Source organism: Streptomyces sp. NPDC046931, from assembly GCF_040644655.1.
Classification (GTDB): domain Bacteria; phylum Actinomycetota; class Actinomycetes; order Streptomycetales; family Streptomycetaceae; genus Streptomyces.
Genome location: NZ_JBEYWX010000024.1, coordinates 1 through 14021 on the forward strand (window position 1 = coordinate 1; position 14021 = coordinate 14021).

Annotated in this window: 13 protein-coding genes and 2 pseudogenes; 5 read left to right on the forward strand and 10 right to left on the reverse strand. The window is 70.6% G+C overall.

Annotated elements, in window-relative coordinates:
* From ABZ876_RS30810 to ABZ876_RS30835, 6 genes are all read right to left on the reverse strand, one after another.
* The coding region (locus tag ABZ876_RS30810) for a beta-ketoacyl synthase N-terminal-like domain-containing protein (RefSeq protein WP_361788090.1) at positions 1–4490 on the reverse strand (4490 nt) is incomplete at its 3' end.
* A gap of 263 nt (positions 4491–4753) precedes the next feature.
* Positions 4754–5296: a response regulator transcription factor gene (locus tag ABZ876_RS30815; protein ID WP_361788092.1), complete on the reverse strand. Its 543-nt coding sequence runs from the start codon at positions 5294–5296 to the stop codon at positions 4754–4756.
* Between the two features lie 332 nt (positions 5297–5628).
* Positions 5629–5838 carry a ferredoxin gene (locus ABZ876_RS30820; protein WP_361788298.1) on the reverse strand — a complete coding sequence of 70 codons (210 nt, stop codon included), beginning with the start codon at positions 5836–5838 and terminating at the stop codon, positions 5629–5631.
* Between the two features lie 2 nt (positions 5839–5840).
* On the reverse strand, positions 5841–6971 hold the full coding sequence (locus ABZ876_RS30825; protein WP_361788094.1) for a cytochrome P450: 1131 nt from the start codon (positions 6969–6971) through the stop codon (positions 5841–5843).
* 181 nt (positions 6972–7152) lie between these two features.
* Entirely contained in the window at positions 7153–7953 is an 801-nt protein-coding gene (locus ABZ876_RS30830; RefSeq protein ID WP_361788096.1) for an alpha/beta fold hydrolase, read from the reverse strand.
* 22 nt (positions 7954–7975) lie between these two features.
* Entirely contained in the window at positions 7976–8911 is a 936-nt protein-coding gene (locus tag ABZ876_RS30835; RefSeq protein WP_361788300.1) for an oxidoreductase, read from the reverse strand.
* Between the two features lie 82 nt (positions 8912–8993).
* On the opposite strand from ABZ876_RS30835, the gene ABZ876_RS30840 reads away from it, so the two are divergent.
* Positions 8994–9617, forward strand: a complete 624-nt coding sequence (locus ABZ876_RS30840) for a TetR family transcriptional regulator (RefSeq protein WP_361788098.1) — start codon at positions 8994–8996, stop codon at positions 9615–9617.
* Between the two features lie 91 nt (positions 9618–9708).
* Here ABZ876_RS30840 and ABZ876_RS30845 read toward each other — a convergent pair whose 3' ends face one another.
* Complete coding sequence (locus ABZ876_RS30845; protein WP_361788100.1) at positions 9709–10083, reverse strand: HGxxPAAW family protein; 375 nt, start codon at positions 10081–10083, stop codon at positions 9709–9711.
* Between the two features lie 123 nt (positions 10084–10206).
* Between ABZ876_RS30845 and ABZ876_RS30850 the strand changes: the two genes are divergently transcribed.
* Positions 10207–10674 (forward strand): MarR family transcriptional regulator, encoded by a 468-nt coding sequence (locus tag ABZ876_RS30850; protein WP_361788102.1) that lies wholly within the window; start codon positions 10207–10209, stop codon positions 10672–10674.
* Between the two features lie 371 nt (positions 10675–11045).
* Here the strand turns inward: ABZ876_RS30850 and ABZ876_RS30855 are convergent, their stop codons facing one another.
* A complete protein-coding gene (locus tag ABZ876_RS30855) occupies positions 11046–11432 on the reverse strand; it encodes an IS110 family transposase (RefSeq protein ID WP_361788104.1) in 387 nt (128 codons plus the stop codon).
* A gap of 225 nt (positions 11433–11657) precedes the next feature.
* Between ABZ876_RS30855 and ABZ876_RS30860 the strand changes: the two are divergent.
* Positions 11658–11911 (forward strand): annotated as a pseudogene (locus tag ABZ876_RS30860) (SAM-dependent methyltransferase); the annotation flags it as partial.
* Here ABZ876_RS30860 and ABZ876_RS30865 read toward each other — a convergent pair.
* Positions 11854–11992 (reverse strand): annotated as a pseudogene (locus ABZ876_RS30865) (IS5/IS1182 family transposase); the annotation flags it as partial. The pseudogenes ABZ876_RS30860 and ABZ876_RS30865 sit on opposite strands and share 58 nt — an antisense overlap.
* 8 nt (positions 11993–12000) lie before the next feature.
* The gene (locus ABZ876_RS30870; protein WP_361788312.1) at positions 12001–12126 is read right to left on the reverse strand and encodes a hypothetical protein; all 126 of its coding nucleotides are present in this window, start codon (positions 12124–12126) and stop codon (positions 12001–12003) included.
* Between the two features lie 158 nt (positions 12127–12284).
* On the opposite strand from ABZ876_RS30870, the gene ABZ876_RS30875 reads away from it, so the two are divergent.
* Entirely contained in the window at positions 12285–13175 is an 891-nt protein-coding gene (locus ABZ876_RS30875) for a hypothetical protein (RefSeq protein WP_361788106.1), read from the forward strand.
* Positions 13176–13356: 181 nt separating this feature from the next.
* Positions 13357–13980 (forward strand): hypothetical protein, encoded by a 624-nt coding sequence (locus ABZ876_RS30880; protein WP_361788107.1) that lies wholly within the window; start codon positions 13357–13359, stop codon positions 13978–13980.
* Positions 13981–14021: the final 41 nt, after the last annotated feature.

The window sequence follows — 14021 nt, forward strand, 5'->3', positions numbered from 1 at the left end:
CCCAGACCCGCGACCAGTTCACCCACATCAGCACCCAGCACCACCGCCCGGTGCTCCAGCACCGCACGCCCCGACGCCAACGTGAACGCCACATCACGAACAGAAGACGAACCCTCGGCCGCATGCGCGAGCAACCGCCCCGCCTGCTCCCCCAACGCCGCCCCACTCCGCGCCGACACCACCCACGGCACCAACCCAGCAGACACGGCTTCCTCGACCGACGCCGCCTCCTCCGGCACCGCCTCCAGGATCACGTGCGCGTTCGTCCCGCTGATGCCGAAGGACGACACACCGGCCCGGCGCGGACGCTCCAGCTCGGGCCACTCCCGTGCCGTGGTGAGCAGGCTGACCGCACCCGACTCCCAGTCGACGTGGTGGGTCGGCTCGTCGGCGTGCAGTGAGCGCGGAAGGACGCCGTGCCGCATGGCCTGCACCATCTTGATGACGCCGGCGACGCCTGCCGCGGCCTGCGTGTGACCGATGTTCGACTTGAGCGAGCCCAGCCACAACGGCCGCTCCACCGGGCGGTCCTGGCCGTACGTCGCCAGCAGCGCCTGCGCCTCGATCGGGTCACCGAGGGTCGTGCCCGTGCCATGGGCCTCGACCACGTCCACGTCCGCCGGGGTCAGCCGGGCACTGGCCAGCGCGGCCCGGATCACCCGCTGCTGGGAGGGACCGTTCGGCGCGGTCAGCCCGTTGCTGCCGCCGTCCTGGTTGACGGCCGAGCCCCGGACCACCGCCAGCACCCGGTGCCCGTTGCGCCGCGCGTCGGAGAGCCGTTCGACGACGAGGAGGCCGACGCCCTCGGCCCAGCCGGTACCGTCGGCGTCGTCGGAGAAGGGCTTGCAGCGGCCGTCGGGGGCGAGGCCGCGCTGGCGGGAGAACTCGACGAACATGCCGGGGGTGGACAGCACGGTCACGCCGCCGGCCAGGGCCAGGGAGCACTCCCCGTTGTGCAGGGCCTGGACCGCCAGGTGCAGAGCGACCAGGGACGACGAGCAGGCCGTGTCCACCGTCATCGCGGGACCTTCGAGGCCCAGGGAGTAGGAGATGCGGCCCGAGGCGACGCTGGTGGTGTTCCCGGTGAGGCGGAAGCCCTCGGTGCCGTCGAGCGGGGCGTGCAGGCGGGGCCCGTACTCCATGTTCATGGCGCCGACGAAGACACCGGTGCGGCTGCCGCGCAGCGAGGACGGGTCGATGGCGGCCCGCTCCAGCGCCTCCCAGGCCGTCTCCAGCAGCAGCCGCTGCTGCGGGTCCATCGCCGCCGCCTCACGCGGACTGATCCCGAAGAACTCGGCGTCGAAGTCACCGGCCCCGGCGAGGAAGCCGCCGTGGCGGGCGTAGGTGGTGCCGGGGTGGTCGGGGTCGGGGTCGTAGAGGCCGGCGAGGTCCCATCCTCGGTCCGTGGGGAATGCGGAGATGGCGTCCTGCTCGCCGATCACGGCCTGCCACAGCTGCTGCGGTGAGTCGATGCCGCCGGGCAGCCGGCAGGCCATGCCGACGATGACGACGGGGTCGTCGTCGGTGGCGGTCGCGGCCGGTGTTCCGGTGGTGCGGGCGTCGTCCGGGGTCTCGGCCGGGTCCAGGACGCCGACGATCTGCTGGTGCAGGTGGGCGGCGAGGGCCTGGGGGGTGGGGTGGTCGAAGAGGACGCTGGTGGGCAGGCGCAGCCCGGTGGCGGAGACGAGCCGGTTGCGCAGCTGCACGGAGAGGACGGAGTCGAAGCCCAGGTCGCGGAAGGTGGTGTCGGGGTCCGTCGGGGTGGTGCCGATGGTGTCGGCGAGATGGCCGGCCAGCCAGCGGGTCAGGAAGCCCTCGGGTTCGGTGCGGATGCGCTCGCGCAGGGCGAGGGTCGCCGAGCTGAGGTGCTGTTCGGCGGCGGGTGCGGCGGGGCGTTCGTCGAGCCAGTAGCGCTCGCGCTGGAAGACGTAGGTGGGCAGGTCGACGAGGTGGGCGTCGCCGACTGTCGCGGCCCAGTCGACGTGCACGCCGGCGGTCCAGGCTTCGGCGAGCCCGCTCAGCAGCGCCTGGGGTTCGGGGGTGTCGCGGTGCTGGAGGGCGACGGCGATCTCGGTGTCGGTGGGGTGGACGAGCGGGGTGAGGACGGAGTCGGGGGCGAGTTCGACGAACCGGGTCACGCCCTGCTCGCGGCAGGCGACGATGGCGTCGTGGAAGCGGACGGTGGCGCCGACGTGTCCGATCCAGTACTCCTCCGTCATGGGGGTGCCGGTGTGTCCGGTGACGGTGGAGACGATCGGGATGCGCGGCTCGCCGACGGCGAGGCCGTCGATCCTGCGGGCGAACTCGTCGAGCATGGGGGCCGTGAGCGGCGAGTGGGCGGCATTGCGTACGCGCAGCCGGGTGGTGCGCCGGCCGCGGGCCCGGAACTCCTCGGCGATGCGGGTCACGCTCTCCTCGGCGCCGGACAGCACGACGGCTCGCGGTCCGTTGATGACGCCGATGGACACGTCGTGGACGTCCTGGAGTGCCGCGTCGGCCTCCTCCTCGGTGGCCTCGACGGCGATCATGGCGCCGCCGGGCGGCAGGGCCTCCATCAGTTCACCGCGTGCCGCGGCCAAGGCGGCGGCGTCGGCGAGGGAGAGGGCGCCGGACACGTGCGCGGCGACGATCTCCCCGAAGGAGTGGCCGACGAGGAGGTCCGGTGCGACGCCCCAGGAGGTGACGAGGCGGTACAGGGCGACCTGGAAGGCGAACAGGGCTGGCTGCATGCAGCGCATGCCGTCGAGGGCCGCGGCGGCGTCCTCGCGCTCGCCGAAGAGCACCCCGCGCAGGCCCAGCGCCGGGTCGAAGTGGCCGAGCACCTCGTCGAGGGCCTCGGCGAAGACGGGGTGGGCCTCGTACAGCTCGCGTCCCATGCCGATGTGGTGGGCGCCGCCGCCGGCGAACAGGAAGGCGGTCCGGCCCGGTGTGGTGGCGACGCCGGTGACGGCCTCCTCGTGCAGGCGGTGCAGGCGCGCGGTGAGGTCGGCGCGGTCGGTGCCGACGACGACGGCCCGGTGTTCGAAGACGGACCGGGTGACGGCCAGGGAGCGCGCGATGTCGGCGGCGTCGCCTTCCTGGTGCCGCTCGAGGTGGTCGGCCAGGCGGCCGGCCTGGGCGCCCAGGGCGGGGCCGGTGCGGGCCGACAGCACCCAGGGCAGGGGGCGGGGGGTGGCGGGCCGGGCCACCGGGCGCCGCGGCCGTCCGGAGTAGGGGCCTTCGGTCAGGACGACGTGGCAGTTGGTGCCGCCGATACCGAAGGAGCTGACGCCCGCGACGAGGGGGGCGTCGGGCTCGGGCCAGGCGCCGAGTGCGGTCTGCACCCGCAGGTTCAGCTCGTCCAGCGGGATCGCCGGGTTGGGGGTGCGGAAGTGGAGGGTGGGCGGCAGCTGCCGGTGGCGTACGGCGAGCGCGGCCTTGAGCAGGCCCACGACACCGGCGGCGGCCTCCAGGTGGCCGATGTTGCTCTTGACGGAGCCGACCCGCAGCGGAGCGCGCCGTGTGCCGCGTCCAGCGACGGCGGAGAGGGCCGCGGCCTCGACGGGGTCACCGACGGGCGTGCCGGTGCCGTGGAGTTCGATGTACTGCACGGCTTCCGGGCTGATCCCGGCGTCGGCGTAGGCGCGGCGCAGGACGTCCTGCTGGCCGTCGACGTCGGGGTCGGTGAGTCGCTCGCCGCCGCCGTCGTTGTTGACGGCGCTGCCCTGGATGACGCAGATCACGGGGTCGCCGTCGGCGATGGCCCGGGCGAGCGGCTTGAGCAGGACGACGCCGCCGCCCTCGCCGCGCACGAACCCGTCGGCGCTCTCGTCGAAGACGGCGCAGCGGCCGCGCACGGAGAGGGCGCCCAGTCCGGCGGTGGCCGCCATGCTGTCGGGTGCGAGGATCAGGTTGACGCCGCCGGCGAAGGCGAGGTCGGACTCGCCGCGGCGGATGCTCTCGCAGGCCAGGTGGACAGCGACCAGCGACGAGGCCTGCGCCGCGTCGACGGCGACGCTGGGGCCTTGCAGACCGAGGGTCCAGGAGACCCGGTTGGCGATGATGGCGCGGTGCCGGCCGGTGAAGTCGTGGAGTTCGCCGCGGCCGGCCCGCTCACTGCGCGAGGCGAGGGTGGCGTAGTCGTCGGAGGAGACGCCGACGAACACGCCGGTGCGCGAGCCCCTCAGCCGGTCGTCGGGCAGTCCGGCGTCCTCCATCGCCTCCCAGACGAGTTCCAGTGCGAGGCGCTGCTGGGGGTCCATGGCGGCGGCCTCGTCGGGGTCCACGCCGAAGAAGGCAGCGTCGAACGTGGCGACGTCGTCGAGGAAGCCGCCGCGCCAGGCCGCTGCGCCGGGACCGCGGCTGTCCGGCCACGGTGAGACGGCGTCGGTGCCTTCCGTCAGCAGGCGCCAGAACTCTGCCGGATTCGACGCCGACGGGATGCGGCAGGAGATGCCGATCACTGCAATGGCGTTGTCGCGGGAGCCGTCGATCACCTGGTCACCAGACATGGAAGGCTGCATAACGGGAGTATCCGAGCTGGAAGCAGACGGGACTTCGGCCAGAGGAAGGGCTCGATGACGGGGCTTCGGTCGGGGTCGTCGGGGCGAACCTCTGGACTTTGGTCCAAGTGGCTCCTCCCCCAACCACCCGTATACTGACGGGAGTTCAAGCGGAAACGCCGACGGGGGCCCACGCGCGGCTGATCCGCGTGCGGGCCCCCGTGAGACTCGGCGAAGGGGCTGGGAGCGTGTGCTCTCACCTCGGCGCAGAGCTACATTCCGGCTGCGGAGGCAATGAGTTGGGCCCGAGACGCCATGTGCGCCTTGGCGAGCACGTTGGACACATGGAACTTGATGGTCTTCTCACTCAGTCCCAGTCGGCGGGCGATCTCCTTGTTGGCCATCCCCCGCCGCACCAAGTCCAGCACTTCCGACTCGCGTGAGGTCAGGGGTGTGTGGGTGGGCACGACCGACAGCCGCCGCGGCAGGGTGGCGCGTACCCACCTGAGCAGCGAGCCGCTGAGGCCGACCGAGACATATCCGGTGCCGTCGCCGGCCCGACGGACCGCCGTGGCCAGTTCCTCCTCGGGGTCGTCGGAGTCGACGACGGCCCGTACGTCCGCCCGGGTACAGCGGATCCAGTCGGCGGCGGCGTCCGCGTCCGCCACCACGACCACCATGGCGGCGTCGACATGGACCAGCTCGTCCGCGTCGGCGTACGAGTGCGTGGGTGCGTCGACCAGCACGACGACGTCGGGTTCACACAGCGCGACGACCGATAGCAGTTCGGCGGTGTCCGCCGCCTCACCGACCACGGCCAGTGCGGGATCCTGTTCCAGCGCTCCCCGAATACCGAGACGCGCGTACGGGTGTCGATCACATACAACAATGCGTGTCTCAGGACGACTTTCCAACTTTTCCGCTCTCCTGCTTGACATTGAATTCACGCAGGGGTGAGAAACGCTGTCAGTGAGCAGGCACGCCGAAGGTGCGGATCGGAAAAGCGGTGCGTCGATCCGTTCCGACGTGGCAAGACCGTGTCCGTCCGCTTCCCGCCGGATTTCTCCGGCGGTCAGACGGAACTCATGGGGCCGAAACCGGACGGTCTTCGGCACACGGCGTACTCAACCCCCGTTGTACGACTTCGTCAGCGCGTCGCGGCCTGACGGGTGACGTTGATCGCGCCCACGGGGCACAGCTGCGCGGCCAGCTCGACCGGCTCGTGCAGGTGCTCGGGCGGTTCCTGGAGCCGCAGTGTCACCAGTCCGTCGGTGTCGTCCTGGTCGAACACCTCCGGCGCGTTCACCACGCAGTTGCCGGAGCCGCAGCAGCGTTCTCTGTCCACCGTGATCCGCATGCTCACCACGTCACCGGAACCTCGGCCACACCGAAGGTGACGGCCATGTGGCGCTTGGGGACGTCCGCGAGGGTCGTCAAGGAGCGCAGGCCCGGGAAGCGGCGGGCGAGTTCCACCAGGGCGATGCGCAGTTCGGCCCGGGCCAGCGGCTGGCCGATGCACTGGTGCAAGCCGAACCCGAACGCCATGTGCCGGTGCGCCTCGCGCCGGGCGGGGTCGAAGACCTCGGGGTCGTGGAAGACGGAGGCGTCCCGGTTGGCCATGGAGAGCATGGCCACCACGCCCTCGCCGGCCCGGATGGTCTGGCCGCCGATCTCGGCGTCCTCCATGGCCAGCCGGGGCAGGCCGGTGCGCACGACGGTGACGTAGCGCAGGAGTTCCTCGACCACGCCGGGCGCCAGGCTCGGGTCCGCACGCAGGGCGTCCAGGGTCTCTGGGTGCTCCAGCAGGGCGAGAGCGGAGAGCCCGATCATGTTCGCCGTGGTCTCGTGGCCGGCGACGAGCAGCAGCTGGGCCATGCTCAGCAGCTCGTCCTCGCGCAGTTCGCCGGTCACGACCCGTTCGGCGACCAGCCTGCTCAGCAGGTCCTCGCCGGGCGAGGTGCGTTTGAACTTGATCAGCTCGCCAAGGAAGCCGCTGAGGGCGCCGAGGGCAGCCTCCACGTCTTCAGGCCCGGAGTTCCGGTCCATGATCGCGCGGCTGTGGAGCTGGAAGAAGTCGTGGTCGGAGTAGGGAACGCCGAGCAGGTGGCAGATCGTCATCGACGGGACGGGCAGCGCGAACTCGTTCATCAGGTCCGCGGGCGGCCCGACGGCGCGCATCCGCTCCAGCGCGCCGACGACGGTCTCCTCGATCAGCGGCTCGATCCGCCGGATGTTTTTGATCATGAATTCGGCGGTGAGCATGCGCCTGAAACGGCTGTGCGCCTCGCCGTCCATGAAGATGAACAGGCCGGAGGCGTCCTCCTGCTTGGGCGGGAGCGGGTTCAGCACCGGGAAACCGGGCCGGTACTGGTCGGAGCTGAACCCCGGGTGGCGGAGCAGCTCCCGGACGTGCTCGTGCCGGGTGACCAGCCAGGCCCACCCCCCGAACGGGAGCCGGACCTTGCCCATCGGTTCGTCCAGTCGCGCCACATCGGCATCCTGGACGGGAATGAATGGATTGCTGTCAGGACCGATGAAGGGAAACGCCGGAAGACTCGCGACGTCAACCTCAGATAATGCCGTCAATTCAGATCCCCCGTACCGCTCTGCTTCTAATTGACGGCCCCAGCATAACAAATTGAATCGAACACGAGCCGGAATGTGAGGTGACTCACGCCGCGTGAATAATCTTGACGTTGCTGCCGACGACGTGCTCGCGGTTTCGAATGGCCGAAATATGCCCCAGAACTTCCCTCGCGACGAATTCCATGCGGTCTGCCAGGTAGAAATGTCCCCCCGGGTACGTGCGCAGGTCGAACCCGCCCTCGGTGTGATCCTCCCAGGCGCGCACGGTGTCCAGGGGCGCGTGGGGATCGTCGGCGCCGACCAGGGCAAGCAGCGGCGCCGCGAGGCGGGCGCCGGGGGTGGAGCGATAAGTCTCAGCCGCCCGGTAGTCGCCGCGCAGCGCGGGCAGCACCATGCGCCGAAGGTCCTCGTCCTCGAAGACCCGCGGATCGGTGCCGCCGAGCGAGAGGATCTCTGCCACCAGGCCCGCGTCGTCACGCAGATGCACGGTACTCACACGCGGCCGGGAGGGGGCGGTCCGTCCGGAGACGAACACCACGAGCGGCCGGTGCCCCAACCGCTCCAGCCGCAGGGCGAGTTCGAACGCGACCGAGGCGCCCATGCTGTGCCCGAACAGGGCGAGCGGCCGGTCGGCCCACGGCACCACCTCCCCGACCAGTGCGTCGGCGAGACCCGCGACGGAGTCGACACATGCCTCCTGCTGCCGGTCCTGACGGCCGGGGTACTGCACGCTGAGCACGTCGACGTCCGGTGCGAGCGACCGGGCGAAGGGGAGGTAGAACGGCGCGGCCCCGCCGGCGTAGGGCAGGCACAGCAGCCTGACGCGGGCGTCCGCCGACGGACGGAAGCGTCGTATCCACAGACCTGCTTCGGGTTCGGCACTCACCCTGTCATGGTCCCTTCGCGAGTCAGGCGACGGCCGGGAGCGCGAAGCGCACACCCGTCAGCCGCTCGGACAGCTCCCACAGCCGGGCGGCCGTCTCCGGGTCGGCGGCCCGCGGGGCCAGCTGCACCCGCTTGGGCGCGCCGCGCAGTTCGGCCATACCGTCCGGCCCGTACAGCTCCCCGCTCTTCGCATCGGGCGCGGTCGCCGCGTACAGCTGGGGCAGGGCGCCCCGGTCCGGGGACTGGGCGAGCGGCAGCAGGAGCCGGCCGAAGAGCAGCTTCACCATGCCGGCGGGTGAGCTCGTCTGCAGGTTGGTGGAGGTGTAACCGGGGTGGGCGAGCACGCTGCGGACCGGGCTGCCTGCCGCGTTCAGCCGCCTGTGCAGCTCCCATCCGAAGACGGCGTTGGCGAGCTTGGACTGGTTGTAGTAACCCATCGGCGAATACTTCCGCTCACCGGTCAGGTCGTCGAAAAAGATCTGCGCCTGGCGGTGGTTGGTCGACGTCACCGTGACCACGCGGGGGTCGTTGCCGCCTGCCATGAGTTCCAGCAGCAGGCCGGTGAGGGCGAAGTGGCCGAGGTGGTTGGCGGCGAACTGCACCTCCACACCCTCGTCGGTCAGCGTGCGGGGCGGCGCCATCAGGCCGGCGTTGTTGACGAGCACGTCGGGGCGGACACCGTCAGACTTGAGCCGGTCGGCGAACGCGTGGATCGACTGCATGTCGGTCAGATCCAGCCGGCGGGCCTCCACACGGGCATCCGGCCGCTGGGCAGTCAGCTCTGCGACCGCCCGGCGGCCCTTCTCCTCGTCGCGTACGGCCAGGACCACGTGGGCGCCCTTGCGCACGAGGGCCCGGGTGGTCGCCAGACCGAGACCGCTGTTGGCTCCGGTGACGACGAACGACCGACCGTTCTGGTTCGGGATCTGATCGGCGCTCCAACTGCTCTGACTCGTCATATGGCCCATCGTGCCGATGATGACACCGAGTGTCAAGTGCGGCACTCTGGGCCCAGAACGGCACGCCGCTTACGATGGGTGAATGACTTCCCGCCCTGTTGGAACCATGGCCCAGCGCAAGCGTCAGCTCGTCGCCGACGAGTTGACGCAGGCCGCTTTGAACCTGCTGGCACGCCAAGGCTTCGACGCGGTCACGGTGGACGAGATCGCCGCCGCCGCGGGCGTGTCCAAGCGGACGTTCTTCCGGTACTTCTCCTCCAAGGAGGACGTGGTCGTCCAGTTCCTGGCCGAGATGGGCACCGGAATGCGGGACGAGCTGGCCGGCCGCCCGGCACAGGACCCGCCGTCGGCCGCCCTGCGGCACACGGTGTGGCGCACGGTCGACGCCTGCGCGGGGCACGAGGACCAGACCCTGAGCGTCGTCCGGCTGATCCTGGGGACGCCCGCCCTGCTCGCCCGTTTCCTTGAGCGCCAGGCGCAGTGGCGGGACGCGCTGGCGGCCGAGATGGCCCACCGGGTCGGCATGGACCCCGCGGCGGAACTGTATCCGCAGCTGGCGGCGGGGATGGCGCTGACGGCCTTTCACGCCGTTCTGCAGCGTTGGAGCGACAGCGGCGGAGCCGAGGACCCCGCCACGCTGACCGACCGGGCCTTCGCCGTCATCGCGCCGGCGCTGGACGCGGTGGTGGCGAACGCGGCATCCTGACGGCCCATCAGGACACGACCGGAAGCTGCGGACGTGCCTCCCTGGCGGTCCGTCTGGGGGCGGCGGCAGTCGTAGCGATCCTGGCGGCCCGTCAGGAGGCGGTGTCGGAGGCGGCGGCCGCCCCCTGGGGCACCGCGGGGGCGGACACCTCGACCGTGCGCACGGGAGCCCCGCGTCGGCCGGCCAGCCGGCATCCGAGGCAGTCCGGGTGGCCCTGACGCGCAGAGAGGTCCCGCATCCGCATGCTCCGCTGACCGGCGGGCCGCGGCCCCGGCGGCTTACCCCAGCCAGCCAGGTGCAGAAGCCAGGTGACCAGGCCGGCCACCGCCGCCAGGCCGACTCCCAGCCAGATCGCGGGCCGCCAGGCGATGACGCCCATCCCGGCCACCGCGGCCCCTGTCGTCGCGAGGAAGAAGCCCGTCCATCCCGCCACGGTGTGTCCGTCGTCTTGCAAGTTCCCGCTCACGCGTCTGCCCCTCCGCGGCCACCTGCCCGGACCCCCGTAGTGCCATGGCCCGTCGGCGACGCTCGAACCTATGATGTCTTAGCGATTAAGGAGTTTATCTTGGATGCTAAGGAAATTCCAGGCGTGGACAGGCAGCGGCCGGCCACCGCCTCGGACGCCCTTGCGGCGCTGGACGATCTCGTCGCGACCAGCGTCCTGGGACAGCAGGAGTTCGCCCGCAATCTGGGTCTGAGCACCACCGACCTCATCTGCTTCGCCCATGTACTGGCCTCCCGGGACGCCGCGTTGACCGCCGGCGACCTCGCCGCTCGCGCGCACGTCACGACCGGCGCCGTGACCGGCATCCTCAACCGGCTGGAGCGCGGCGGATTCGTCACCCGGGAACCCGACCCCGCCGACCGGCGGCGCGTGCGGGTCGTGCCCGTCCCGGCCGCAGCCGAGCGGGTGCAGGCGGTCTATGGCCCCTACCACACGCTACTCACCCAGTCGTTCTCGCGGTACACGCCCGAGGAGATCGCCGTCATCGCCGACTGGCTCGCCCACGCGGCCACGCTGGCCCGCACCTACCTCGACGAGTCCTGCGCGACTTGAGGACAGAGCCCCCTGGCGGCCGGCGGCGGTACGGAGCCGGGTCGGGCGAGGGCGCGCCGGAAGCGAGCCATGGCCGGCCCGGCGAGCGCCGCACCTGCCGATCATGACCACGAAGGCACCGCCCCTGCCGAAGCCGCTGCCCACACCACCGCCGGCGACCGCCCGGCTTACGCCGAGGACCACGCCGAGCAGGCCCACGGCTACCGGTAGTTCTTCTGCGGCCTCCGCTCTCGTGATGTGGCCGCTGGCGATGGACTGGAGTTCCCACTGGGCTTGTTGGTCGCTCAAGGAGCACTGGCTGCGTGGCACACCGGGACGGTACAAAGAGGCACTGACAGCGCACGCCCTGAATGCATAGACTCACACTGCACCTATGACGTGGGTTGCCACTGCACAAGTCTGACCAGGTGGAAGACCTCCCGGGCCGCGTAGCGCTTGAGGCTTCGGACTATCTCACGCCGGGTCTTGCCCTCCTTGCTGCGGCGTTCGTAGCAGTCCTGGGTGCGCGGGTCGACGCGCAGGCGGGTCTGCACGATCCGGTACAGAGCCGCGTTCGCTTGCCGGTCGCCGCCGCGGTTGAGGCGACGGTACTGCCGACTGCCCGAGGAACGCTCGACCGGGCTGACCCCGCACAGCGCCGCGAAGGACGCCTCAATGCCCAGGCGTTCCGGGTTGTCTCCGATCGTGATCAGCAAAGTGACGGCTGTGTCCGGACCGGTGCCCACCACCTCGAGCAGCTGCGGAGCGTGGCGCTCCACAGGCGGCCTTCCAGGTCCTGGATCTCTTCGCTGAGCTGCCTGATGCGCCGGGCCAGGAGACACAGGGTGACGTGGGTGGCGTGGAGCATCGTCCCCTCGCCGGCGGCGGACGCGGCGCTATGGCCCGCGAAGCTACGCGCGCCAGAGGCCCGACAGCAAACCAGAGGCGCATTCTCTGGTCAGCGCCCTCGCTGAGCGGAAGGCAAGTGCGAGACCAAGCAGACGCACGCGCTCGACCTGACCGATCCCTTCAGCACCGCCGGTTTCCGCCTTGCCGTCATCAGCGAGCCGCAGCACGCCTCAGGTGCCCGTGAGCTGTTCCCCGACGGCTTCCATGACCTCCGGTCGAAACCACCTTCCTCTTCTTCGTCGTCGAGGTACCGCCGTCGGCTACCGGCTCGGACGACTGGCCAGCCGCGGATCACGAGCGGAGCCAGGGCCGCATCGAGGCGACGATGACGGTGCCGTGGAAGATGTAGGCGCGTTTTGTCGAACCTCGTGGCCACAGCCCGGAAGTCCTTCAGGGCGTTGATGGTCCGCTGCACTTTGTTCCTGCGCTTGCAGGTCCTCAGGAGGCCGGGGCGACGAGCTTGTGCTCGGTGCCCAGCCGGTTGACGACCGTATCGGTGTACAGGGTGGTCCCGCCGTCGGACCAGCGGATGACGAGGCCGTCGGTGAGACCGCTGGAACGCAACGAGGCGTCTTTCCGTCCTGGAGGGAGCCGAAGCCGAACAGCGAGTGACACCGCAGTTCCCGGAATCACACGACAGTTCGACATCAGGATCGACAGTATGCCTACCGGTCACGTGCTGTCTGACACAGCGTCAAGAGAAGGACACGACGGGCGAGGCGATGAATCGACTGCGTACGGCCGCGTGGGCGGCGCTTCCGCTCCTGCTGCCCCTTCTGGCCGCCGGACCCGCCTCGGCCTCCCCGTCGGCACCACCGCTCCCGCTCGACAGCGTCCGGTCTGTGCATCCCGGCGACACGCTGACGGTCACGGCCAAGAGTGGACAGGCAGTGAACGGCGACACCGTCGACTCCCCCGTGTTTCTGGCGGCCGCCCGGATGCGCATGAGGGCACCACTGCTGACGGCCACCGTCACCATCACCTGCGATGCCCGGCCCGGAACGTATCCGGTCGGCCGCACCAGCGCCGGTGCCGAGGGACCGGTCGATCACCCGGCCCGCTGGGCACGGGTCCGCGTCGAACCGGCCACCGAGGCCGCACGCCGTGCCTGCCGCGACAAGGCGAAGAAGATGGCTCCGGCGGACTACGAGGAGCACTGGGCGGTGGACTACACCTGGCCCCAATCGGATTGGGACGTCAGGACCTTCCAGGCCGGCAGCCGCATCCTGATCACCGACAACGACGACGAAGGACTGGACGGGGAGGTCACCCTCACCTCCCGAGCGTTCGCGGACCGGCCTGTCCTGCGCGGCGCTCGAGCCGTCCTGACCGCCACCACCATTCTCAGGTGCGACGCCGCCCCCGGCCTCTACGCCGTCTACCGGCACGTCCGCGACCAGGACCAAGGCCGCCCCGACCAACCCTGGGCCCGGCTGCGCATCGCCCCCGCCGCACGAGGGAGCACTTGCTCCACTCAGGCGGCGGCGCACTCCCCCGGTACATCCCGCGGCGCGCCGGTGGCCTGGACCGCGGGCGGCGTGCTCCTCGCCGCCGCAGCGGGCGCGGCGCTTCTGCTACGGGCCCGGTCCCGCCGTCGGAACCACTCCTCCTGAGCGGGGCGGGAGTCCAGGGGCCCTCCGCCAAGAACCCGTGGTCGGACTTCGCAGATCGATCCCGCACTCGGGAAACGATCGTTTCCGTCTCTGGCTTACGATCGTTCGAGCCCGTAAGTTCGGGTGCGGCGCGCATCATCAAGCCACAGCCAACTACCGTCAGATCCAGGGAGCTTGACTCGTGAGTGAGCCTTACCCTCCCCTGCACCGAACGCTGGCCCGCATCGAGGAACTGCGCGAGTCATGTGGCCTCGGCCGTGACGAGGTCTTCGACATGGCCCGCCTGTCCTACCAGAGCGGTGTCTCCGAGGATGGTGTGCGCGCTCTGCTCGCTGGTCAGGAAGTGCACGACAGAGGGGCGGAGGCACGGGTGCGGCACCGCGTGACCTTCCTCTACGAGTCCCGTAAGAACGGGCAGGGGACGCCGATCGACATCCGGGAGATCGCCGCCGCCATCGGTGCTACCACCACATGGACCCGCAAACTGGTGGCGGGAGAGGCCAAGCCCAGCATTGTGGCCGGTCATGGTCTCGCCAAGTTCTACGGAGTATCAACGGGCTTTCTCACGGACTCGCCGGCTGACGCCCTGAACCGGGAACTCCAGCCCGTCCTCCTTGATCTGGAGGTACGGGCCGACCCCGAGAAGAGATTGAAGGATCTCGGCGTGGCACACATGGCCGGCAGAACCTCGGAATGGAGCAGGGACCAGCTGGTAGAGGTCACCAGAATGGTCGCGAGCATTGCCAAGGACCTCGAGCGCGTCGCCAACACCGTGGCTCGGATGGAACAGGAGGAGACCCGGTGAGGTCCGCCATGCGATCGGTGGGCAAGGCCCAGCGCAAGCTG

Excerpts from the sequence above, each read along its gene's own strand:
- ABZ876_RS30820 (WP_361788298.1), bottom strand. The coding sequence starts at position 5,838 with ATGCGGATCACGGTGGACAGAGAACGCTGCTGCGGCTCCGGCAACTGC.
- ABZ876_RS30835 (WP_361788300.1), bottom strand. The coding sequence starts at position 8,911 with ATGACGAGTCAGAGCAGTTGGAGCGCCGATCAGATCCCGAACCAGAAC.
- ABZ876_RS30840 (WP_361788098.1), top strand. The coding sequence starts at position 8,994 with ATGACTTCCCGCCCTGTTGGAACCATGGCCCAGCGCAAGCGTCAGCTC.
- ABZ876_RS30875 (WP_361788106.1), top strand. The coding sequence starts at position 12,285 with ATGAATCGACTGCGTACGGCCGCGTGGGCGGCGCTTCCGCTCCTGCTG.